Origin of the sequence: Curtobacterium sp. MCPF17_021, assembly GCF_003234605.2 — a bacterium.
Taxonomy (GTDB): Bacteria; Actinomycetota; Actinomycetes; order Actinomycetales; family Microbacteriaceae; genus Curtobacterium; species Curtobacterium flaccumfaciens.
The window spans coordinates 2,674,268-2,696,368 of sequence record NZ_CP126252.1; the positions used below are offsets into that span (position 1 = coordinate 2,674,268).

A 22,101-nucleotide genomic window follows, 5' to 3' on the forward strand; every position below is an offset into this window, starting at 1 on the left:
CCAGGGGATCCTGGACGAGAGGGCCTTGCGTGTAGCGAGGGCGGGACTTGAACCCGCGACCCCACGATTATGAGTCGTGTGCTCTAACCAACTGAGCTACCCCGCCAGAGATCCGGAGCGGCACGCGCACCGGGTCGGAGCCCCGAGTCAGGATTGAACTGACGACCCCCTCCTTACCATGGAGGTGCTCTACCACTGAGCTATCGGGGCGATGTACCGCGAGCGGCACCACACGAGGATAGCAGACCTCCGACGCTGCTCCGGAACCGGACGAGACGCCCGGGCGTGCCGCGTCGCGGGCCCCTAGTTCGCGTTGGTCTTGAGCCACGCCAGCGGGTCCACCGGGACCCCGTCGACGTGCACCTCGAGGTGCAGGTGCGGGCCCGTGGAGTTGCCCGTGCTGCCGACGAGCCCGAGGATGTCGCCGACCTCGACGTGCTGGCCGGTGACCACCTTGAAGGAGTTGTCCTCCATGTGGCCGTAGACGCTGACGAACTGCTTGCCGTCCACGTCGTGCTCGACCCAGACGTCGTTGCCGAAGCCGCCGTCGTTCGCCTGCACCTTGATCACGGTGCCGGCGGCGATGACGCCGATCGGGGTGCCCTCGCCCGGGGCGAAGTCGACGCCCATGTGGTTCGTCGAGCAGAACGAGCACCCGGCGACCTGGCGTCCACCGAAGCCCGAGGTGATCGGGACACCGGTCAGGAACGGCCACTGGATCGTGCCGGTCGGGTCGTTCGTGAAGCTGGAGGAGTCGACGTTCGCGTACTGCGTGGCGTCCGAGACCGTGAACTGGTCGCGAGCGGTCGACCCGTCAGCAGCGGCACCGACCTGCATCGACTGGGTGGCACCCGAGCTGGCACGGGCCGCGGTCGAGCCGGACTCGGGCACCCAGAGCGCCTGGGCCGGCAGCGAGGTCGAGACGACCAGGCCGGCCGCGAAGAGCAGGGCACCGACCGCGGTCACACGGGAGGCCGACCGGCGGAACGACGCACCACGCTTCGGGGCCGGTGCGCTGACGGGGGTGCTGGAACGGATGTGACGGGTCGCGCGGTCGACCGGGGTCTTCGGCGCCGGACGGCTGGTGCGACGACGCGACGCGGGGACCTGCCCGGCGACCCGACGCGGCTGCGACACCGAGGCAGCGGGAGCGGCCGGCCGCGCGTGCACGACGGGCGAGGTGGGGGCCGGCGGCGTCACGATCCGTGAGGCCGGGCGCACGGGCGACGCCGGTGCGAGGTCGATCGGCGACACGGGGGCCGCGGGGGTTCCCGGCGTGGCCGCACCGATCACTTCGTCGAAGCTCGGCCCCGTCGAGTCCTGCGCCTCCTGCACCACGCTCGAGCCCTTCGCCGCTGCTCGTTCCGCCTCGATCCGAGCGCGTCGGGTCTGGTGGACGACCGGGGTGGCGGCGTCGACGGAACCGTCGGTGGGAGCGGACGACAGAGGAGTACGGGGCATGCGTGCGGTGGCGATCCTGATCGGAGAAGGGCTCACTCGTTGGTAACGAGCAGGTAACGGGACCTGAGCACGCTAGCAGGCGAGGTCGCAGGTCGCCAGTCGTGGCCAGGTCCGCCCGGCACCCCCGGACCTGGAGATCGGCACGTCGTCAGGCCCGCACGGCTCCGAGCGCACCGGCCTCGAGCCCACGCACCAGGGCCTCGAGTTCGTCGGCGACGGCGGGGCTCGCGAACAGGAACGAGCGGGTCCCTCCGGCCTCCCAGATGCGGATCGCCGCGCCGGCCTCCTGCGCGACGAGGGCGCCGCCGGCCATGTCCCACGGGTTGATCCCGCGCTCGTAGTACGCGTCCACCACGCCCGCTCCGACGGCGCAGCAGTCGAGCGACGCCGCTCCCCCGCGGCGGATGTCCCGCACCTCGCCGATGAGTCCGGCCAGCACCGCGACCTGCTCCCGGCGACGGTCGGCCGTGTACCCGAACCCGGTGGCGACGAGCGTCTCGGCGAGCGAACCGGGCGCGGCGACGGACAGCGGTTCCCCGTCACGGGTCGCTCCCTGGCCGACGGCCGCTCGGAAGACGGTGCCCGCCGCCGGTGCCACGACGACGCCCGCGATCGGGTCCCAGGTCATCGGGTCGGGTGCGCCGCGGACGACGCCGATGCTCACGCCGTACTCGGCGCTGCCGTACAGGTAGTTGACCGTGCCGTCGATCGGGTCCACGACCCAGGTGATGCCCGAGGCACCGGAAGCCGACCCGGACTCCTCGCCGTGGAACGCATCGTCGGGGCGGGCCTCGGCGATGCGGGCGCGGATGAGCGCCTCGACCTCGCGGTCGGCGGCCGTGACCACGTCGACGATGCTCGACTTCCGGTCCGCGACCTCGACCCCCTCGGCGCGGCGGCGTGCGGCCAGTGCCGCTGCGTCACGGGCGATCGACTCGGCGAGGTCGGCGAACTGGGACGGTGTGGGGTCGGATGCCATGCACCCATCCTCCCGGAAACACCATCGGCCCCGTCCGCAGTGGACGGGGCCGATCAGGTGGTGGCAAGTGAGGGATTCGAACCCCCGAAGGCTACGCCGGCTGATTTACAGTCAGATCCCTTTGGCCGCTTGGGTAACTTGCCATGCGCACCCAGCCGGTGTGATCACCAACCGAAGGCGCGCACAAAAGCATAGCGGATGGCTGACGGTGGTCGTGACCATCGCGAGCCGATCCGCGCGACCGGAACCGGGCCTCCCGTCCGCCGTTAGGCTGTTCCGCATGGCAGACAGTTCCTTCGACGTGGTCAGCAAGGTCGACAAGATGGAGGCGGAGAACGCCCTCAACCAGGCGGCCAAGGAGATCGAGCAGCGGTACGACTTCAAGGGCGCCGACGCCTCGGTCGCGTTCAGCGGCGAGGACGTCCTCATCAAGGCGAACTCGGAAGAGCGCGCCAAGGCCGTGCTCGACGTCCTGCAGAGCAAGGCGATCAAGCGGAACATCAGCCTGAAGAGCCTCGACGCCGGCGACCCGTACCCCTCGGGCAAGGAGTACCGCATCGAGGTGAAGTTCAAGAACGGCATCGAGCAGGACGTGGCGAAGAAGATCGGCGCGTTCCTGAGGGCCAACGCCCCGAAGACGGTGAAGAGCCAGATCCAGGGCGACGAGCTCCGGGTCTCGTCGAAGAGCCGTGACGACCTGCAGAACACGATCCAGCTCCTCAAGGGTGAAGAGTTCGACGTCCCGTTGCAGTTCATCAACTTCCGCTGACCCGCGGCCCCTGCGAACGACACCCGACACCCCGTGGAGCACTGGCTCAGCGTCGTCATCACCGTCCTGCTCGTCCTGCTGGACCTGGCGATCCGCGTCTTCTCGATCATCTACGTCCCGATCAACCGGAAGCCGCAGACCGCGACGGCGTGGCTGCTCGCGATCTTCCTCATCCCCTACATCGGCTTCATCGTCTTCCTGGTCATCGGGTCGACGAAGCTCCCCCGCGCCCGTCGCGAGAAGCAGACCGAGATCAACGCGTACATCCTCGAGCAGACCGAGGGCATCGAGCGGGTCCGCCGTGACCACCCGTGGCCCGCGTGGCTCGAGAGCGTCACGCGGCTGAACCGCGAACTCGGTGCGATGCCGTTGGTCGGTGGCAACTCCGCGGAGCTCTACCCCGACTCCGAGGAGTCCATCGCCGAGATGACCCGGGCGATCGACCAGTCCCGCCGGTTCGTGCACGTCGAGTTCTACATCGCGACGCTCGACGACACCACACGCCCGTTCTTCGAGGCGCTCGCGCGGGCGCAGGCACGTGGCGTCACCGTGCGGTTCCTGCTCGACCACTGGGCGAGCCGCGGCTACCCGGGCTACAAGGACACCCTGGCGTTCATGGACCAGGCGGGCATCGAGTGGCACCTGATGCTGCCCCTCCTGCCGTTGCAGGGCAAGTTCCAGCGCCCCGACCTCCGCAACCACCGGAAGATCATGGTGATCGACGGCTCGGTCGCGTTCACCGGCTCGCAGAACCTGATCGACGCGTCGTACGACATCAAGTCCCACATCGAGAAGGGCATGGTCTACAAGGACCTGTTCGCCCGGTTCGAGGGACCGGTCGTCGCCGGGCTCAACGCCCTGTTCGTCACCGACTGGTACAGCGAGACCGACGAGCTGCTGCTGCGTGAGAGCGACCCCGTCCAGCGGGCCGACCGCGGCGATGCGCTCGACTGCCAGGTGGTGCCGTCCGGCCCGGGCTTCGACGGCGAGAACAACCTGCGCCTGTTCAACGCGCTGCTCTACTCAGCGCAGCAGAAGGTCTCGATCACGTCGCCGTACTTCGTGCCGGACGACTCGATGCTCTACGCCATCACCACGACCGCCCAGCGCGGGGTCGACGTCGAGCTGTTCGTCGGCGAGATGGGCGACCACGCCATGACCTGGCACGCGCAGCGCTCCTACTACGAGGAACTCCTGCGGGCCGGCGTGCGGATCTGGCTGTACCGCGCGCCGACGATCCTGCACGCCAAGCACTTCACGATCGACGACGAGGTGTCGGTGATCGGGTCGAGCAACATGGACATGCGCTCGTTCAGCCTGAACCTCGAGGTCTCCGTGATGGTGCGCGGTCACCGCTTCGTCGACGCCCTGCGCGAGGTGCAGGACTCCTACAAGGAGCACAGCTTCGAGCTCACGCTCGACGCGTGGGTCGACCGTCCGCGACGTTCCAAGGTGCTCGACAACGTCGCGCGGCTGACGGCGGCGCTGCAGTAGCCGTCGCTGTCGCAGGGTCGCACCGTCGCACCGTCGCACCGTCGCACCGTCGCACCGTCGCACCGTCGCACCGTGCGTCGTCCTCCACCCGGTGCGACCTTGGCCGCACCGTGCGTCGCGACAGCGGGGCACCCGGCGAGCAAGCCCGCGGCGAACGGAGAACCCTGCACCGTGCGGTGAGCGTTCCGAGCCGGTTCAGGATGCCGTGCGCCACGCGTCGCACAACCAAACACGCACGGTGCGGACGGGAGGCCCGGGTCGCCTCCGTCGCGCACGGTGCGTCGTCCTCCACCCGGTGCGACCTTGGCCGCACCGTGCGTCGCTACAGCGGGGCACCCGGCGAGCAAGCCCGCGGCGAACGGACAACCCTGCACCGTGCGGTGAGCGTTCCGCGGCCGGTGCGGGTCCGCCAGGTGCGCTCAGCGCATCGGGACGAGGGACGCCACGGCCCCGACCACCCGCTCGAGCGGGCCGCGGCCGAGGAACCGCCGCCACAGCATCGCGAAGACCACCGAGCCGAGGGCGAACCAGCCCCAGGCCTCGGCCGACTCGGGGTACGTCGGCAGCATCGCGATGACCACGAGGTGCCCCGAGTACACCGTCAGCGGCATCGACCCCACGGCCGCCAGGGGGAACGCGATCCGCTCGGCGACGCGCCCGCGGCCGTCGAACACGAGCAGGCAGAGGGCGATCACCGCGACCGCCACCCCGGCTGTCCCCACCACGTCGACGACCGACGACGAGTGGTCGCGCGGGGACAGGAACAGCTGCGCGAGGGCCTGACCGGGGGTCGAGTCCTCGCCCGCGGACGGGACCCCGGGGAACGCCAGGGCCGCGTCGTCCGGCAGCGGGGCGAGCACCGAACCGGCGACGTACGCGGTGGCGGCGACCAGTGCGCCTGCCACCAGGAGCGCGACCTGCCGGCCCCGTTCCTCCAGACCGCTGCGGGCGACCGCGAGCCCCACCAGGACGTACGCCAGGAAGGTGACCACGGGGTAGACCAGGCCGAGCTGGACGCCGATCATGCCGGCGTCCGCGTAGGCCGGCGCGATCGTCAGCGCGGCGAGCGGCGACAGCACCGCGCAGAGCGCGGCGATGCCGAGCAGCGCCGCCGGTCGGACGCGGAGCACCGGGACCACGAGCAGGAACAGCACCCCGTAGGTCGGCAGGATCACGTACACGGGGGTGTCGAGCGCCATCAGGGCGAACCCGATGACGACGACCACCACGGCGCGGATCGCGAGCCGGGCACGGATGCGGCCGATGATGGGCGGGCCGGGCGGGTCGGTGCGGCCGCTCGTCAGACCGATCGAGACGCCGGCGAGGACCGCGAACAGCGTGGACGGGCGCCCGTGGGCGACGGCGGTCCAGGTGGCCGGGTCGGTCCAGTCGAGCTGCTCCGCGATGCCACCGATGTGTGCGGCCATCATGCCGAGCAGCGCGACCGCACGGGCCACGTCGACGCCCTGCAGCCGCATCCCCGACGCGGACGCGCCCCGCACCGCTGTGAACGGGACGGGGCGCGTGTCGGTCATGGTCGTCAGCTCGTCGGGGTGTCGACGCGTCCGAGCGAGACCTCGATCATCTCGTCGCGCGGCACCACCTTGATGCGCTCGCGCCCGTCGACCGCACCGAGCGCCTGCTCGTGGGTGTCGAGGTGGTGCCAGCCCTCGAGGTCGGTGTACTCGACGCCGCGCTCGCGGAGCAGGGCCGGGATGGCCTCGTCGGAGGGGTCCTCCGGGGTCCACCAGCTCGCCTGGTCGTTGACGATGTGCTGCACGGTCTCCATCGCGTCGGACTTCGTGTGTCCGATGAGCCCGACCGGTCCGCGCTTGATCCAGCCGGTGGCGTACACCCCGGGGATCTGCTGGTTGTCGTCGTCGAGGACCTGGCCCTCGTGGTTCGGGATGACGCCGTGCCGCTCGTCGAACGGAACACCGGGCAGCGGGGAACCGAAGTACCCGACCGCGCGGTAGGCGGCCTGGATCGGGATCTCGCGGATCTCGCCGGTGCCCTCGACGCCGCCCTCGCCGTTCGGCCGGGTGCGCTCGTAGCGGATGGCGGTCAGCTTGCCCTGCTCGTCGCCGACGAACTCGATCGGCTTCGCGTAGAAGTGCAGGTGGAGCCGGCGGCTGGCCTGGCCGACCTCGCGCGTGCGCCACTGCTCGAGGACACGGTTGATCACCATGACCTGCTTGTTCGTCGCGATCGCGGTCTTCGACGCCTCGTCGTGGTCGAAGTCCTCGTCGTAGACCACCATGTCGACGTCACGGACCTCGCCGAGCTCGCGCAGCTCGAGCGGCGTGAACTTCACCTGCGCCGGACCACGGCGGCCGAAGACGTGCACGTCCGTCACGGGCGAGGCCTTGAGGCCCTCGTAGACGTTCGCGGGGATCTCGGTCGGCAGCAGGTCGTCGGCGTGCTTCGCCAGGATGCGCGAGACGTCGAGGGCGACGTTGCCGACGCCGATGACCGCGACGCTCTTGGCGTTCAGCGGCCAGGTGCGCGGCACGTCGGGGTGGCCGTCGAACCAGCTCACGAACTCGGCGGCGCCGTACGAGCCGTCGAGGTCGACACCGGGGATGTCGAGGTCGGCGTCCTTGATCGCGCCGGTCGAGAACACCACCGCGTTGTAGTGCTTCTTGAGGTCCTCGAGGGTGATGTCCTCGCCGTAGCGGACGTTGCCGAACAGCCGGACGACCCCGCGGTCGAGGACGTCACGCAGGGCGTTGATGATGCCCTTGATGCGCGGGTGGTCGGGGGCGACGCCGTACCGGACCAGACCGTAGGGCGCGGGGAGCTGCTCGAACAGGTCGATCGACACGTCGTAGCCGTGGGCCTCGCGCAGCAGGATGTCCGCGGCGTAGATGCCGGCCGGGCCGGCGCCGACGATGGCGAGTCGGAGGGTGGGCACTGATCGTCTCCAGTTCGTTCGGGTGGGGGTTCCCGGGGGGCCTCCCGACCGGGCCGCGGTGCGTGCGCCGTCGGGAGGGGTGTTCAGCGGCTTCGGTCGACGACGGAGTCCGCGAAGCGGGTGAGTGCCCGTTTCACGGTGCCGTCGGGGAGCGGGGCGAGGGCGGCGACGGCTTCGCGGGCCCAGGCGACGGCGACGGCTCGGGTCGCCGCGGTGGCCTCGTGCTCGCGGAGCGCGGCGACGGCCGACTGGTACGGCGCGGAGTCGACCACGTCGTCCGGCGCACCGTTGACGTCGCGCTCGATGCGCTCGACCAGGTGCTGCGCGGACGGGTCGGTCGCGGCCATCCGGCGCAGCTGCAGGACCGGCAGGGTGTCGACGCCGGCACGCAGGTCGTTGCCGGCGATCTTGCCGGTCTTGTCCGTCGCGGGGGCGAGGTCGATGACGTCGTCGACGAGCTGGAAGGCGACGCCGACCTTCTCGCCGAAGGTACCGACGGCATCGAGGTAGGCGCGGTCGGCACCGGAGAACATCACGCCGGCACGTGCCGCGGTGGCGATGAGCGAACCGGTCTTGTCGCTGAGCACCTGGATGTAGTGCTCGAGCGGGTCGTCGTCCGGCTGCGGCCCCGTGGTCTCGTGCAGCTGACCCATGCAGAGACGCTGGAAGGTCTCGGCCTGCATCCGGATGCCCTCGGTGCCGAGGTCGGCGGTGATCAGGCTGGCGCGGGCGAAGAGCAGGTCGCCGGTGAGGATCGCCACGTTGTTGCCGTAGGTGATCTGCGCGGCGGGGACCCCGCGGCGCACGGGCGCCTCGTCCATGACGTCGTCGTGGTACAGCGACGCCAGGTGCGTGGTCTCGATGCTCACCGCGGCCTTGACCACGGCGTCGGTCACGCCGTCACCGAGCTGGGCGATGAGGAGCGTCAGGGTCGGACGGATGCGCTTGCCACCGGCGGACAGCAGGTACCGACTGGTGGTGTCGGCGAGGGTGTCGGTGGAGCGCATGGCGTCCTCGAGCCCCTGCTCGACGAGTTCGAGCCCGTCGTCGACCGCGGAGATGAAGCGTCGGTCGGCGGGCGTGGCGAACAACCGCTCGCCGATGCCCAGCGATGCGCGCAGGCTCGGCGCGCGACGTGCGACCGGGACGCTCGGATTCAAGTGCTGCTCCGTCTTCGGGGGTGGTGACCGGTCAGTCGGCGGCCGGGTCGACGCGCGGCTGCTCGCCGGTGTTCTGGTGGTCACGGCGAGCCTTCGCACGCCGTGCCGCGGACTCGCGCACCGTGTCGGCGACGGGCTTGCGGCCACGGTGCAGTGCGACGATACCGGCCGTCAGGTTGCGGTAGGCGACCACCGAGAAGCCGACACCGCGGAGCCACTGGGTGAGCACCTGCTGGTCGGGCCACGCATCGATCGACTCGGCGAGGTAGCGGTAGGCGGCCGGGTTGCTGCTCGAGAGCCGCGCGATGCCCGGGAGCACGCGCTTCAGGTAGGTGCCGTAGCCGAGGCGCAGCAGGGCGCGGGGCGGCGTCGAGAACTCACAGATGACGACGCGGCCACCGGGCTTCAGGACGCGCAGCATCTCGGCGAGCGCCTGCTTCGGGTCGTTCACGTTGCGCAGCCCGAACGAGATCGTGACGGCGTCGAACGTGTCGTCGTCGAAGGGCAGCTGCTCGGCATTGCCCTCGACGAAGGTGATCTCGGGGTGGCGTTCGCGGCCGACGGCGATCATGCCGGCGGACAGGTCGAGCGCGGTGACCTCGGCGCCCTTCTTGGCGAAGGCCGCTGCGCTGGTCCCGGTGCCCGCGGCGATGTCGAGGACCTTCTCGCCGGGCTGCGGGTCGACCGCGCGGACCGTCGCGACACGCCACAGCGGGGCGTTGCCCGCCGACAGGATGTCGTTCGTGAGGTCGTACTTGGCCGCGACGTCGTCGAACATCGCCGCCACCTCGTCCGGGCGCTTGTTCAGGTCCGCTCTGCTCACACGATCAATCCTAGAGGTCCCGACCGAGCGTTCACCGGACTCGCAGCCACCCGGGCGGTGCGGGATCGGCGCGTAGCATCGGAGCCGTGACCCGAACCACCACGGCGGCGCCCCCGCTGACGGTCTCGACCCGGATCCTCGACGACCCGGGCGCCGTCCTCCGCCACACGCTCCGCGACCGTCCCCTCGCCTTCGTCCGGAACGGCGACGGCATCGTCGGCATCGGTGAGGCGCTCCGGTTCACGTTCACCGGCCCCGACCGGATGCGGGACGCCGCGGCCCTCTGGCGCAGCATCGTCGAGACCGCCGTCGTCGACGACCCGGTGCAGCTGCGCGGTTCGGGGCTCGTCGCGTTCGGGTCGTTCGCCTTCGCCGACGACTCCGCCGACGAGAGCGTGCTCATCGTGCCCCGGGTGGTCCTCGGTCGGCGTCGCGGCAAGGCCTGGCTGACCGCGATCGACACCACGCGCGGCGCGGAGCCCCTGGCCTTCACCCGGACCTCGGTCCCGGTCCCCCACGTCGGGACGCACGTCTCCGTGGCCCTGCGTCCCGGGCACATCGACGAGGACACCTACGCCGCCAACGTGACCGAGGCGGTCCGCCGCATCGTGGCCGGGGATGCCCGCAAGGTGGTGCTCGCCCGCGACCTCGTCGGCACGCTGCCGCCGGGAGCCGATCGACGGGCGGTCCTGCTCGACCTCGCGTCGGCCTACCCGCAGTGCGTGACCTTCGCGGTGGACGGACTGGTCGGCGCCACCCCCGAGACCCTCGCCCGCACCGACGGCACACGGTTGACCGCACGGGTGCTCGCCGGCAGCGCCGCCCGGGGCACCGACGAGGTGTCCGACCGGGCCGCCGCCGAGGCCCTGGCCAGCAGTGCCAAGGACGTCGAGGAGCACACCTTCGCGATCGACAGTCTGCTCGCGGCCCTCGCCCCGTTCGCGACGGACCTGCGCGCCGACGCCGAACCGTTCCGGCTGCAGCTGCCGAACCTGTGGCACCTGGCGACCGACGTGCAGGCCACGCTGCCGCCGGACACCACGTCGCTGGACGTCGCCGACGCCCTGCACCCGACGGCCGCGGTCGCCGGGACCCCGACGGACGTGGCCGTGCGGCTCGTCGCCGAGCTCGAGGGCGTCGACCGGGGCCGCTACGCCGGGCCGGTCGGCTGGATGAGCGCGACGGGCGACGGCGAGTGGATGCTCGCGCTCCGCAGCGCGCGGATCGACGACGACGGCACCGTGCGGGCCTGGGCGGGGGCCGGGATCGTGGCCGGTTCGGAGCCGGCGCGCGAGGTCGCCGAGACGGCCCTGAAGTTCCGGCCCATCGCCGACGCCCTGGCCTGAGGCAGGCGCGCGATCCACGCGGTCGCGCGACCCTCGAGGTCGCGCGGTCGCCGACAGCCGCTGGGTGGTCAGTCGGCCAGCGGGACCTCGATCACGACCCGCTCGGCTGGATCGGTGAGCACCCGCTCCAGGTCACCCCACGTCGCCGCCCGGCGGTACTCCCACCCGAGGCCCGTGACGACCCGTTCGACGTCGACGTGCTGCGGGGTCGACATCATCCGCCGCATGTCGGCGTCGGGCGTGGTCTTCGCCACCTCGAGCCCGCGGAAGATCGCGCCGCCGTGGTCGTTGCCGACGACGACCTGCACCCGGTGGGTGCGTTCCTCGGTGCCGGTGACGAACGCTCCGAGGTCGTGCAGCAGGGTCAGGTCGCCGAGGAGCACGCGTGTGGTGCCCACTGAGGCCGAGGACTGCTCGAGCGCCGCGGCGATGCCGAGTGCGGTCGAGACGGTGCCGTCGATACCCGCGAGCCCGCGGTTCGCGTGCACCCGGATCTTCTTGCCGAGCACCCGGGCGTCGGCTTCACGGATGAGCTGCGACGCTCCGAGGACCAGCCGGTCGTGCGGCCAGGTCACCCCCCAGACGGCCTCGGCGAGCATGGCCCGGTCGACGGGTCGGCGACGGAGCGCGACCTCGTCACGCAGGAACTTGTTCCGCTCGGCGCGGTCGGCGGAGCGCTTGGCGTCGAGGTCCGGGCCGGCATCGCCGTCCCCCAGGATCCGTCGGCTGGCGCCGACCCAGCGGCCGACCCACGCACGGTGCTCCGGCCGGGTGCGGCCCGTCACGCGGACGTCGGACACGAAGGTGGTCACGGCGTCCGGTGGGGAGGCACGGGCCGGGTCGAAGGGGTCGGCCGCCGGTCCGCGGACGACGATCGTCTCGACCCCGTCGCGCTGCAGGAGCGCGGGGACCTCTCTGCTGAGGGTCGGGTGGCCGAGCACGACGGCGCGGCGGACGGCGCCGCCGTGGTCGGCGTCGCGCAGGAGTTCGCGGTAGGCCACGACCAGGTTGCGGCCGAAGCGCGCGCCGCTCGAGACCTCGGCGAGGAGCGGCGCCCCGAGTTCCCAGGCGATCCGCTCGGCGTCCTCGCCGGCGTCGTGCCCGGCGATGACGACGGTGCCCGGTTCGTCGTCCGGGGTGAGTTCGGCGACCGGCAGACCCGTGTGCGCCCGGCGGGTCGCGAACGCCAGGTCGACCTCGTCCTCGGGCACGGGGCTGACGTGCTCCGGGGCGAGTCCGGCCGACAGCGGCTCGCGGAACGCGACGTTGAGCTGCGCGGGACCGGGCTGTCCGGTGTGCCCGGCTGCGGCGGCGACCGCCTGGCGGGCGAGGGTGCGCAGGGTGTCGCGGACCGAGCCGTCGACGCCGTGCACCGACGGGGCCTCGACGTCGCGGACGAAGGCGACGGCCTGGCCGAAGATCCCCGGCTGGACGGTGGTCTGGTTGCTGCCGATGCCGCGCAGTTCGTCGGGACGGTCGGCGCTCAGCACGATCATCGGCACGCCGGAGTGGTGCGCCTCGAGCACGGCGGGGTGCAGGTTGGCCACCGCGGTGCCCGACGTCGTCACCACCGCTGCGGGTCGGTGCGTCTCGACGGCGAGCCCGAGTGCGAAGAACCCGGCGGTCCGTTCGTCCAACCGCACGTGCACGGTCAACCCGCCGGCGCGCTCGAGGGCGACTGCCGCGAGGGCGAGTGCCTGGGAACGCGAACCGGGGCTCACCACGACGTCGGTGACGCCGGCACGCACGAGTTCCTGCAGGAGGGCGAGCGCGGTGTCCGTCGCCGGGCTGCCCGAACCCGCGGGGCCGTCAGCGATCGGTGCGGCCGTCGTCGTCGCGCTCGTGGAACTGGTCTTCGAGGTCTCGGAGGGTCGCGTCGTCCTGGTCCTTGTCCGTGAGGGTGGTGCCCGGCTCCGGCGTGGTGCCGAGGAAGTCCGGGTCGTCTTCGGGTCCACGGTACCGGGCCGAAGCACCAGGGTCGGCCGCCGGGGTGCGACCCAGCAGGAACCAGAGGACGCCGCCCAGGACGGGCAGGATGATGACGAGCAGGAGCCACACGCCACGACGCAGGGAACGGACGCGCTGACGCGGCATCGTGCCGCAGTCGATGGCCGCGTACACCGTGAAAGCGACGGCGGCCACGGCGACGATCAACCACAAGCGGACCATGCGGTGAAGTCTAGGTCGCGACCCTGTGATGCCCCTGCCGGTCGGCGCTCCGTAGACTCACCGTGTGAAAGCGTGGCTCCTGTACACCCTGGCTCGGCTCGGCATCTTCGTGGTGGCGCTCGTGCTCCTCCTGCTCCTGACGCCGATGCCGTGGTATTGGGCGACGATCGTGGCCGCCCTGGTGGGCCTGCTCATCTCGTACATCGCCCTGTCCGGACTGCGCACGCAGGTGGCCCTGAGCCTGGCGAACCGCCGCGGTACCCCGGAGCGGGACGCCGACTCGGACTTCGAGGACGACTTCGTCGACGCCGCCGACTCCGACGCCACGGCCACCCCGACCGTCCGTCCGGTGTCCGACGCGGACCGGCACGAGGCGCGCCGGGACACCGACGCCGACTGACTCCGAGCGCGAGGGCGGGGCCGTCCGGTCGAGCAGCCGGAACGGCTACGGCTGGACGGCCAGGGTGATCCCGAGCACCACGCCGAAGGCGAGCGAGGCGAACGACGACAGCTGCAGGGCCGTGATGAGCTCGCGGGGCTTCCGTGACGACACCCCGATCGCCAGTGCCGGCAGCGCCAGCAGCAGCGAGAAGTACGTGAAGCCCGTGCGGAAGTACAGCAGCACGAACCAGAGCAGCACGACGTACGGCAGCATCAGGAACAGGCCGTACAGGACGCGGGCCACCGGACGGCCGACGACCACGGCGAGCGTGCGCTTGCCCGCCAGCTGGTCCTCGTCGATGTCGCGGATGTTGTTCACCATCAGGACCGCGCAGGCGAAGAAGCCGGCGGCCACCGCGGCTGCCCAGCCGCTGACCGTGACCTCGCGGATCTGCACGAACTGGGTGCCGAGCACAGCGACCAGTCCGAAGAACACGAAGACGAAGACCTCGCCGAGGGCGTTGTACCCGTACGGCTTCTTGCCCCCGGTGTAGAACCAGGCGGCGACGATGGCGGCGGCCCCCACGAGCAGCAGCCACCACAGCTGGGTGAGCAGCACGATGACCAGGCCGGCGACCGCGGCCAGGCCGAAGAACGTCAGGGCGACGGTGAGCACGGTCCGGGGCTTGGCCAGACCCGCACCGGTGAGTCGTGCCGGGCCGACGCGGTACTCGTCGGTGCCGCGGACCCCGTCGGAGTAGTCGTTGCTGTAGTTCACACCGATCTGCAGGAACAGCGCCACGGCCAGGGCGAGCAGCGCGACCGCGAGGTGGCCGTCCTTCGCCAGGTAGTCGCCGAAGTCGCCGGGCTCCCCGCTGTCGACGAACGCGACGGCGGTGCCGAGCACGACCGGGACGACACCGAGGGTCAGGGTGCGCAGGCGTGCGCCGCCGATCCAGTCGCGCGCGGTCGCCTTCCGCTTGGTGCGGGCGGGGGCAGCGGCCTTCGCCGGGTTGCCGGACCGGCCCTGCTTCTGCGTCGAGTTCTTCGTTCGTGCCACGAGCACCGATCATATTGCCGATGCGCCACCCGGCCGCTCGCGGTCCCTACGGGCGGCCCGGGTCGACGAGCGCCTGCACGGCCCGACGGTCGGGTTTGCCCGACGACAGCATCGGGATCCGGTCCACCACGACGACGTCCGCCGGCCGGGCGGCACGGCCCAGGGTGGCCCCGACGTGCGCACGTGCGGCGTCGAGGTCGAGCGGCTGCTCGGTGACGACGACCGGGACCTCGCCCCACTCCCCTGCCGAGCGCCGGGCGACGACAGCGGTCTCCTGCCCGGGGAGACCGCGGACGAGCCGTTCGACGGCACCGAGCTGGACCTTCTCGCCGCCGGAGATCACCACGTCGTCGAGGCGTCCGAGCACGCGGACCACGCCGTCGGACAGGGTCGCGGTGTCCCCGGTCCGGTACCAGCGCAGCCCGTCCCGCTCGACGAAGGCCGACGCTGTGCGGGCATCGTCGTCCAGGTACCCCTCGGCCAGCATCGGCCCCGCCAGGTGCAGCTCGCCGTCGACCAGCGCGGTGCGCACCGTGCCGAACGGGACGCCGTCGTACACGCATCCGCCGCTCGTCTCGCTCGCACCGTACGTCGTCACGACCCGGACCCCGGCGTCGAGCGCACGCTGCCGGAGCGGCGCCGGGGTGGCCTGCCCGCCCACAAGGACCGCGTCGAACCGGGCGAGCGCACGGGTGGCGTCCGGGTCGTCGAGGACCCGGGCGAGCTGCACCGGCACCAGTGAGGTGTAGCGACGCGGCGCGGCCGGACCGGTGACGAGCCGTTCTGCGGCCTCGGTGAACGCGGCGGCCGCGAAGTGCCCGGGTGGCACGACGACGGGTTCGGTGCCCGCGGTGATCGAGCGGGTCAGGACGTTGATGCCGGCGATGTAGTGCGTCGGCAGCGCGAGCACCCAGCGCCCGGGCCCACCGAGTGCCGCGTCCGCCGCGGCGGCACCGGCGAGGAGCGCCTCGGACGAGAGCGCCACGCGCTTGCCGGTACCGGTGGACCCGCTCGTCTCCACCACCAGGGCGACCGCCTGCCGGACCTCGGCCGGCGGCGGCGTCGGCAGCGCCGGAGCGCCCTCGGCGACGGGGAGCAGTGCGGGGCCGCCGGCGAGTGCTGCCTCCAGGCCGCGCAGCACGGCCGTCGGGTCCGACGTACCGGTCGCGACCAGCGGACGGGGCATCAGTAGTGCCAGGGGAACGCGGTCCACTCGGGAGCGCGCTTCTCGAGGAACGAGTCGCGACCCTCGACCGCCTCGTCGGTGCCGTAGGCGAGCCGCGTCGCCTCGCCCGCGAACACCTGCTGGCCGACCATGCCGTCGTCCACGGCGTTGAACGCGTACTTGAGCATCCGGATCGCCGTCGGGGACTTGCCGAGCACGATCTCGCCCCAGCGGATCGCCTCGCGCTCCAGGTCGGCGTGCGGCACCACGGCGTTCACCGCACCCATCTCGTACGCGCGCTGGGCGGAGTACTCCTGCGCGAGGAAGAAGACCTCGCGGGCGAACTTCTGACCGATCTGCTTGGCGTAGTAGGCGCTGCCGTAGCCGCCGTCGAACGAGCCGACGTCGGCATCGGTCTGCTTGAACTTCCCGTGCTCGGCACTGGCGATGGTGAGGTCGCAGATCGCGTGCAGGGAGTGCCCGCCGCCCGCGGCCCAGCCGGGGACGACCGCGATGACGACCTTGGGCATCATCCGGATCAGGCGCTGGACCTCGAGGATGTGCAGCCGCCCCATCGACGCCTGCGCGGCCGCGGGGTCGACGCCCTCCGGCGGGGCACCCTCGTCACCGACGTACTGGTAGCCGCTCCGCCCCCGGATGCGCTGGTCGCCGCCGGAGCAGAACGCCCACCCGCCGTCCTTCGGGCTCGGGCCGTTGCCGGTGAGCAGCACGACGCCGACACGGGGGTCCTGCCGGGCGTCGTCGAGGGCGCGGTAGAGCTCGTCGACCGTGCGCGGGCGGAAGGCGTTGCGGACCTCGGGACGGTCGAAGGCGACCCGGACGATGCCCTTGGAGACGTGCTTGTGGTACGTGATGTCGGTGAACTGCTCCGCGATCGGAGCGGTGGTCCAGACGTCGGGGTCGAACAGGTCGGAGACGGGAGCAGCCATGCTCCCAACGTACCGCCGGGCGTCTGGCGGGTCAGGCGCCCATGTCGGTCAGGATCTCCGGCGCGACGAACACCATGATCACGATGAGGATCACGGGGTTCGCGAAGAACGCCAGGACGACCCCGACGGCGCCGTACCAGCGTCCGAACGAGCCGACGGCGGCCACGAACCCGAGCACCGCGGCGACGAGCGTCAGGAACACCACGACGAAGCAGATCCCGAAGGCGAAGTTCGTGTCACCGCCCATGAACACGGCAAAGGCGCTGGCGTCCACCGCGGCGGACACCACGGCCAGGCCGAGGGCGATCTTGCCGACGACGGGGTTGCGGCGCTTCGTGCCACCCGTCTGCCGGACGTCGACGGTGTTGCGCTGCATGAGGCGGGCGAAGTCGTCGGAGTCGCGCCCGGGAGCCGCCGCGGATCGAGCTCCCGCTGCCGGGCGGGTCGCCGCCGCGGGTCGGGCTGCAGCTGCCGGACGAGCCGATGCTGCCGGGCGTGCTGCTCCGGCGCTCGACGGGTCGGACGGGCGCTGCGATGCACGCTGCTGTGCTGCGCGCTGCCGCGGATCCACCGCCACCGAGCCTCCCTCGTTCCGGGTCGTTCCCCTGCCGACCGAGGCCGACCGATGCATGCTAGTGCCCTGCCCTGGCGGTCCCCTCCGAGGAACCGGCAGGGCCCCTGGGTGCGGTGGGAGGATGGCGGACGTGCTCCCCGACCTCGCCGACCTCCTCGCCGACGCCCACGTGGTGGCCCTGCCCATGCGGGTGCGGTTCCGCGGCATCACCACGCGCGAGGCGGTCGTGCTGCGCGGCCCCGCCGGCTGGACCGAGTTCTCGCCGTTCGTCGAGTACGACGATGCCGAAGCCGCCGCCTGGCTGCGCGCCACAGTCGACTTCGGGTGGACCGACCACGAACCCGCCGCCGACTCCGTGCCGGTCAACGCCACCGTCCCGGCGATCGCCGCCGACGACGTCGCCGACCTGCTCGCTCGGTACCCCGGCTGCACGACGGCCAAGGTCAAGGTCGCCGAGCCCGGCACGACCGTCGACGACGACGTCGCCCGGGTCACCGCCGTCCGCCGGGTGATGGGGCCTGAGGCCGCGGTCCGGGTCGACGCGAACGGGCTGTGGAGCGTGGAGCAGGCCGCCGCGGCGCTGGAGCGGCTCGCACCGTTCGACCTGCAGTACGCCGAGCAGCCCTGCGCGACGGTGCCCGAGCTCGCGGAGCTCCGGTCGCGGATCGCCGGCCTCGGCGTCCGGGTCGCCGCGGACGAGAGCGTCCGGAAGGCGAGCGATCCCCTCGCCGTCGCCCGGGCCGGCGCTGCCGACGTCCTGGTCGTGAAGGCCCAGCCGCTCGGGGGGATCACCGCGGCCCGTGCCGTCATCGCCGACGCCGGGCTGCCGTGCGTCGTCTCCAGTGCGCTCGACACCTCGGTCGGGCTCGGCATGGGAGCGTTCCTGGCCGCTTCGGCGATGACGCCCGGGTACGCCGCCGGGCTCGGGACGGCGGCGATGTTCGCCGGGGACGTCGCGGCCGATCCGCTGCTGCCGGTCGGCGGTCGGGTGCCGGTGCGCCGCGTCGACGTCGCTGCGGAGCTGGTGGACCGGTACGCCGCGTCGCCGGAGCGCACGGCGTGGTGGCGTGCGCGGGTGGCCCGAGTGCACGATCTGCTCGCAGCTGCCGGGTAGCGCGCCCGCCGCGTCCTCACGAGACGCCGCCGTCTCCGGAAGACGCCGGCGTCTCAGTTCGACGCCGGCGTCTCCTTTCGGCGCCGCCGAGTCATCGAGACGCCGCCGTAATCAGCGGCGTCTCACCGACGAGGCGGCGTCCCACCGACACGACGGCGTCTTCCTGGCCGTTCACGCACCCCGGACGACGGACGGGAGGCACGGCGCCAGCTGGCACCGTGCCTCCCGTCCGGTCGTGGTCGCGACCAGGGCCGCGTCAGCGACCCGCGTGACTCACAGACCCGAGTAGCTGTGCAGGCCCTTGAAGAAGACGTTCACGACCGAGAAGTTGAACATCACCGCAGCGAAGCCGATGAGGGCCAGCCAGGACGACCGCGCACCGCGCCAGCCACGGGTCGCACGGGCGTGGATGTAGCCCGCGTAGACGACCCAGATGATGAAGGTCCAGACCTCTTTCGTGTCCCAGCCCCAGTAGCGGCCCCAGGCGCGCTCGGCCCAGATCGCACCGGCGATGAGCGTGAACGTCCAGAGGACGAAGCCGACGAGCAGGACGCGGTAGGTCAGGACCTCGAGCCGGTCGGCGTCGGGCAGCGTCGCCATGAAGCGGAGCTTGCCGGAGGCCGTGCGGCCCTGGCGGTACGTCTGCACAAGCTGCGCCACCGCGAGCCCCGCGCCGAGCGCGAAGAACCCGGTGCCGGCGATCGCCACGAAGACGTGGATGACCAGCCAGTACGACTGCAGGGCCGGCTGCAGCGGGACGACGGGGACCCAGTAGTTCACGGTCGCGATGCCGAGCAGGATGATCGTCAGGCCCGTGATGAAGACACCGAGGAACTTCAGGTTCTGCCAGAACTGCACGAGCAGGAAGATCAGGGTGATCAGCGCCGTGCCGGTCAGCGAGAACTCGAACATGTTGCCCCACGGCACACGGTCGGCCGCGATGCCGCGGAGGACGACCGACGCGACGTGCAGGACGAGCGCGAGGATCGTCATCGCCATGCCGACGCGCTCGAACTTCGTGCCGCGGCCGGCCGAACCGCCCGACGGCGGTGCGGCGACCTGCTCGAGCACGACGGTGCCGCCGCGGACGGTCGCGACCGTCTTCGCGCCGGGTGCTGCCGCAGCGCTGGCCGCATCGGCCGAGCTGTCGTCGGCGCCCGCGTTCTTCGCGGCGGCCGTGACGTCGCCGGAGCGTTTGGCCATGTCGAGGGCGAACGAGATGAACGCGACCACGTACACCGCCATCGCGGAGTACGTGAGCACGACCGAGTAGGTCGCGAGGTTCGTGGTCATGTCGTTCACTGGGGCATCCTAACTCCGAGGTCCGACGTGTGGCGCTGTGCGATGTCCGCGACGGCCCGTTCGAGGTTCGGGTCCTCGCCGCGTGCGAGTCCGGCGTACTCGAGGTCGTACTCGCCGCCCGCCGTGTCCGTGCGCGGGACGACCTTCACCCAGACGCGACGGCGCGGGACGAACAGCGAGGTGAGCAGGCCGAGGGTGGAGAGCAGGGCGAACCCGCCCACCCAGAGCTGCGAGGGGTCGTGGTGGACGTCGAGGGAGACGTACCGCTTGACGCCGTCGAACGTGATCGACCCGGCGCCTTCGGGGAGCTTCTTCGTCTGGCCGGGCTTCAGCGCGATGCTCGCGGTGTCCGACTGCCGACCGGCGATCTGGTCGAGCCCCTTGGTGCTGAGCGTGTACACGCTCTGCGGGACTCCGCTGTCGAGCCCGAGGTCGCCCGTGTAGACCTGCAGCGTCAGCAGCGGGTTCTGGGTGTCCGGGTAGGCACTCGAGTAGGCGCCGCTCGCGAGCTTCGATGCCGTGGGGTAGAAGAACCCGACCATGCCGAGCTGGTCCGGCTTCGCGTCCGGCACCTTGATGACGCCGGTGGAGGTGTAGTTCGCATCCTCCGGCAGGAACGGCACGACGTCCTTGAAGGCCACGTTGCCGTCGCCGTCGCGCACCGTGACCTGCATCGCGTAGCCGTTGCCGAGCAGGTAGACGTTCGTACCGCCGACGTGCAGCGGATCGTTCACACCGAGGCGGCTGGTCTTCGGCTCGCCGCCCTTCTCGGTGCTCGTGACCGTGGCCGAGTAGTCGAGCGCCTGCCCGAGGGCGTCGAGGTTGCGCTCCTCGTACTTCGTCACGAACTTGTCGAGCCGGAGGTTGTAGCCCTTGAGGTCGGTCTGCTGGAACCAGCGACCGGGGTTGAACGAGTCGTACGAGCCGAGCACGTTCGAGAACGTCTGGCCCTCGACCAGCAGGCGCTGTCCGGTGAAGCCGAAACCACCGCCGACGCCGACCGCCAGGAGCACCCCGACGAGGGCGGCGTGGAACACCAGGTTGCCGGTCTCGCGCAGGTAGCCGCGCTCCGCGCTCACCGAGTCGCCGAACCGCTCGACGCGGTACCCGGACCGCTTCAGGATCGCCATCGCGCGCGTCACCGCGTGCTCGGCGGACGGGAGGCCCGTGGTCGCGTCGATCCCGGTCGTCCCGTCGATCATCGCGTCCGGCTGCACCGCCACGGTGCGGAAGCCCGCCAGTCGCGTCAGGCGCGCGGGGGTCTTCGGTGGACGGGTCCGCAGTGCCTGCCAGTGGTGCTTCGTGCGGGGCACGATGCAGCCGATGAGCGAGATGAAGAGCAGCAGGTAGATCGCGGAGAACCACACCGAGGTGTAGGTGTCGAAGACCTGCAGCTTGTCGAGGACCGGGTAGAGCTGCGGGTGGTCCGCCTTGTACTGCACGACGCCGTTCGGGTCGGCGGTGCGCTGCGGCACGAGCGACCCCGGGATCGCCGCGAGGGCGAGCAGCATGAGCAGGAACAGCGCCGTGCGCATGCTCGTCAGCTGCCGCCAGAAGAAGCGGAGGTACCCCACGAAGCCGAGCTTCGGCTGGTTGATGCCGCCGTCGGTGGGGCCGGAGCCGTCGACGTGGTCGGACGGTCGCTGCGGGTCGGAGGCGCTGTCGGCCCCGTCGCCTGCGCCCGTCGGGATGTGCTCGTTCAGGTCAGACCGCGGGGACAAAGCTCTGGATCACCGCCCCGACGCTCGACATGACGGCCGACCAGATACCGGTGACCATGAGCAGGCCGATGACGATCAGGATCGCTCCTCCGATGATGTTGACGGTGCGCATGTGACGCTTCACCGCCGCGATGGCCCCCGTGGCCCAGCCGGCGCCGAGGGCGACGAGGACGAACGGGATGCCGAGCCCGAGGCAGTACGCCACCCCGAGCCACATGCCCTGCCAGGCGCTGCCCGACTGCACGCTGAGCAGGTTGATGGCCGCCAGCGTCGGGCCGAGGCACGGGGTCCAGCCGAGGCCGAACACGATGCCGAGCAGGGGGGCGCCGAGGATCCCGGTGGCCGGGGTCCAGCTGGGCTTGATGGTGCGCTGCAGGAACGTGAACCGACCGACGAACACCAGGCCCATCGCGATCACGACGACCCCGAGGATCTGCGTGATGAGGTCGCGCCACCGCACGAGCCAGAAGCCGAGCGCGCCGAACACCGTCGTGTACGCCACGAACACCGCGGTGAACCCGGCGATGAACAGCAGCACGCCGAGCACCACTCGACCCCGACGCTGCCCGCCCTCGGCGACACCGCCGACGTACCCGAGGTACCCCGGCACGAGCGGCAGCACGCACGGGGACAGGAACGACACGAGCCCGGCGAGCGCCGCCACGGGCAGCGCCACGGCCATCTGGCCGCTCAGGATCGCGTCAGCGAAGGGGTTGGAG

The 22,101-nt window shown here is 71.6% G+C and carries 20 protein-coding genes and 3 tRNA genes; 5 read left to right on the forward strand and 18 right to left on the reverse strand.

Features of this window, described 5'->3' with window-relative positions; genetic code table 11:
• Nucleotides 1-32: 32 nt before the first annotated feature.
• The 5 genes from DEJ29_RS12485 to DEJ29_RS12505 all read right to left on the reverse strand — a co-directional run bounded on the left by DEJ29_RS12485 (nt 33) and on the right by DEJ29_RS12505 (nt 2,583).
• Nucleotides 33-106 (reverse strand) — tRNA-Met (locus DEJ29_RS12485).
• 32 nt (nt 107-138) lie between these two features.
• Nucleotides 139-210 (reverse strand) — tRNA-Thr (locus DEJ29_RS12490).
• 93 nt (nt 211-303) lie between these two features.
• Entirely contained in the window at nt 304-1,461 is a 1,158-nt protein-coding gene (locus DEJ29_RS12495; protein WP_111095146.1) for a M23 family metallopeptidase, read from the reverse strand.
• A gap of 148 nt (nt 1,462-1,609) precedes the next feature.
• Nucleotides 1,610-2,440 carry an inositol monophosphatase family protein gene (locus tag DEJ29_RS12500; RefSeq protein WP_111095147.1) on the reverse strand — a complete coding sequence of 277 codons (831 nt, stop codon included), beginning with the start codon at nt 2,438-2,440 and terminating at the stop codon, nt 1,610-1,612.
• 58 nt (nt 2,441-2,498) lie between these two features.
• Nucleotides 2,499-2,583 (reverse strand) — tRNA-Tyr (locus DEJ29_RS12505).
• 137 nt (nt 2,584-2,720) lie between these two features.
• Here DEJ29_RS12505 and DEJ29_RS12510 point away from each other — a divergent pair.
• Both DEJ29_RS12510 and cls read left to right on the forward strand, forming a co-directional pair.
• On the forward strand, nt 2,721-3,209 hold the full coding sequence (locus DEJ29_RS12510; RefSeq protein WP_017888627.1) for a YajQ family cyclic di-GMP-binding protein: 489 nt from the start codon (nt 2,721-2,723) through the stop codon (nt 3,207-3,209).
• Between the two features lie 33 nt (nt 3,210-3,242).
• Complete coding sequence (gene cls, locus DEJ29_RS12515; RefSeq protein ID WP_071406312.1) at nt 3,243-4,703, forward strand: cardiolipin synthase; 1,461 nt, start codon at nt 3,243-3,245, stop codon at nt 4,701-4,703.
• Between the two features lie 419 nt (nt 4,704-5,122).
• Here cls and DEJ29_RS12520 read toward each other — a convergent pair whose 3' ends face one another.
• The 4 genes from DEJ29_RS12520 to DEJ29_RS12535 all read right to left on the reverse strand — a co-directional run bounded on the left by DEJ29_RS12520 (nt 5,123) and on the right by DEJ29_RS12535 (nt 9,600).
• Nucleotides 5,123-6,238: a heparan-alpha-glucosaminide N-acetyltransferase domain-containing protein gene (locus DEJ29_RS12520; protein ID WP_111095149.1), complete on the reverse strand. Its 1,116-nt coding sequence runs from the start codon at nt 6,236-6,238 to the stop codon at nt 5,123-5,125.
• Nucleotides 6,239-6,243: 5 nt separating this feature from the next.
• Nucleotides 6,244-7,617, reverse strand: coding sequence for an FAD-dependent oxidoreductase (locus DEJ29_RS12525; protein WP_111095150.1), 1,374 nt, complete (start codon nt 7,615-7,617; stop codon nt 6,244-6,246).
• A gap of 83 nt (nt 7,618-7,700) precedes the next feature.
• Nucleotides 7,701-8,777: a polyprenyl synthetase family protein gene (locus tag DEJ29_RS12530; protein WP_027466355.1), complete on the reverse strand. Its 1,077-nt coding sequence runs from the start codon at nt 8,775-8,777 to the stop codon at nt 7,701-7,703.
• Nucleotides 8,778-8,808: 31 nt separating this feature from the next.
• Nucleotides 8,809-9,600, reverse strand: a complete 792-nt coding sequence (locus DEJ29_RS12535) for a demethylmenaquinone methyltransferase (protein ID WP_071406309.1) — start codon at nt 9,598-9,600, stop codon at nt 8,809-8,811.
• Between the two features lie 86 nt (nt 9,601-9,686).
• Here DEJ29_RS12535 and DEJ29_RS12540 point away from each other — a divergent pair, with 86 nt between their 5' ends.
• Entirely contained in the window at nt 9,687-10,946 is a 1,260-nt protein-coding gene (locus DEJ29_RS12540; protein WP_111095151.1) for an isochorismate synthase, read from the forward strand.
• A gap of 68 nt (nt 10,947-11,014) precedes the next feature.
• On the opposite strand, the gene menD is transcribed toward DEJ29_RS12540, so the two are convergent.
• Nucleotides 11,015-12,763, reverse strand: a complete 1,749-nt coding sequence (menD, locus tag DEJ29_RS12545; RefSeq protein WP_111095157.1) for a 2-succinyl-5-enolpyruvyl-6-hydroxy-3-cyclohexene-1-carboxylic-acid synthase — start codon at nt 12,761-12,763, stop codon at nt 11,015-11,017.
• A complete protein-coding gene (locus tag DEJ29_RS12550; RefSeq protein WP_071406307.1) occupies nt 12,756-13,115 on the reverse strand; it encodes a PLDc N-terminal domain-containing protein in 360 nt (119 codons plus the stop codon). Before DEJ29_RS12550 ends, menD begins: the two co-directional genes overlap by 8 nt.
• A gap of 64 nt (nt 13,116-13,179) precedes the next feature.
• On the opposite strand from DEJ29_RS12550, the gene DEJ29_RS12555 reads away from it, so the two are divergent.
• Complete coding sequence (locus DEJ29_RS12555; RefSeq protein WP_071406306.1) at nt 13,180-13,515, forward strand: DUF4229 domain-containing protein; 336 nt, start codon at nt 13,180-13,182, stop codon at nt 13,513-13,515.
• Between the two features lie 45 nt (nt 13,516-13,560).
• Here the strand turns inward: DEJ29_RS12555 and DEJ29_RS12560 are convergent, their stop codons facing one another.
• The 4 genes from DEJ29_RS12560 to DEJ29_RS12575 are packed head-to-tail and all read right to left on the reverse strand — an operon-like array spanning nt 13,561 to nt 17,248.
• A complete protein-coding gene (locus DEJ29_RS12560) occupies nt 13,561-14,562 on the reverse strand; it encodes a 1,4-dihydroxy-2-naphthoate polyprenyltransferase (protein ID WP_071406305.1) in 1,002 nt (333 codons plus the stop codon).
• Between the two features lie 40 nt (nt 14,563-14,602).
• Nucleotides 14,603-15,742: an AMP-binding protein gene (locus DEJ29_RS12565; RefSeq protein WP_111095152.1), complete on the reverse strand. Its 1,140-nt coding sequence runs from the start codon at nt 15,740-15,742 to the stop codon at nt 14,603-14,605.
• Nucleotides 15,742-16,671, reverse strand: a complete 930-nt coding sequence (locus DEJ29_RS12570) for a 1,4-dihydroxy-2-naphthoyl-CoA synthase (protein ID WP_071406303.1) — start codon at nt 16,669-16,671, stop codon at nt 15,742-15,744. The genes DEJ29_RS12565 and DEJ29_RS12570 overlap by 1 nt, the downstream gene beginning before the upstream one ends.
• Nucleotides 16,672-16,702: 31 nt before the next feature.
• Nucleotides 16,703-17,248, reverse strand: a complete 546-nt coding sequence (locus tag DEJ29_RS12575; RefSeq protein WP_139196600.1) for a hypothetical protein — start codon at nt 17,246-17,248, stop codon at nt 16,703-16,705.
• Nucleotides 17,249-17,366: 118 nt separating this feature from the next.
• Between DEJ29_RS12575 and DEJ29_RS12580 the strand changes: the two genes are divergently transcribed.
• Complete coding sequence (locus DEJ29_RS12580; protein WP_111095153.1) at nt 17,367-18,359, forward strand: o-succinylbenzoate synthase; 993 nt, start codon at nt 17,367-17,369, stop codon at nt 18,357-18,359.
• Between the two features lie 273 nt (nt 18,360-18,632).
• On the opposite strand, the gene ccsB is transcribed toward DEJ29_RS12580, so the two are convergent.
• Genes ccsB through DEJ29_RS12595 form a run of 3 tightly spaced genes read right to left on the reverse strand, consistent with a single transcriptional unit; the run spans nt 18,633 to nt 22,064 of the window.
• Nucleotides 18,633-19,652, reverse strand: coding sequence for a c-type cytochrome biogenesis protein CcsB (gene ccsB / locus DEJ29_RS12585; protein ID WP_110863489.1), 1,020 nt, complete (start codon nt 19,650-19,652; stop codon nt 18,633-18,635).
• A gap of 5 nt (nt 19,653-19,657) precedes the next feature.
• Nucleotides 19,658-21,382, reverse strand: a complete 1,725-nt coding sequence (resB, locus tag DEJ29_RS12590) for a cytochrome c biogenesis protein ResB (RefSeq protein ID WP_250896982.1) — start codon at nt 21,380-21,382, stop codon at nt 19,658-19,660.
• A complete protein-coding gene (locus DEJ29_RS12595) occupies nt 21,366-22,064 on the reverse strand; it encodes a cytochrome c biogenesis CcdA family protein (protein ID WP_110863490.1) in 699 nt (232 codons plus the stop codon). The genes resB and DEJ29_RS12595 overlap by 17 nt, the downstream gene beginning before the upstream one ends.
• Nucleotides 22,065-22,101: the final 37 nt, after the last annotated feature.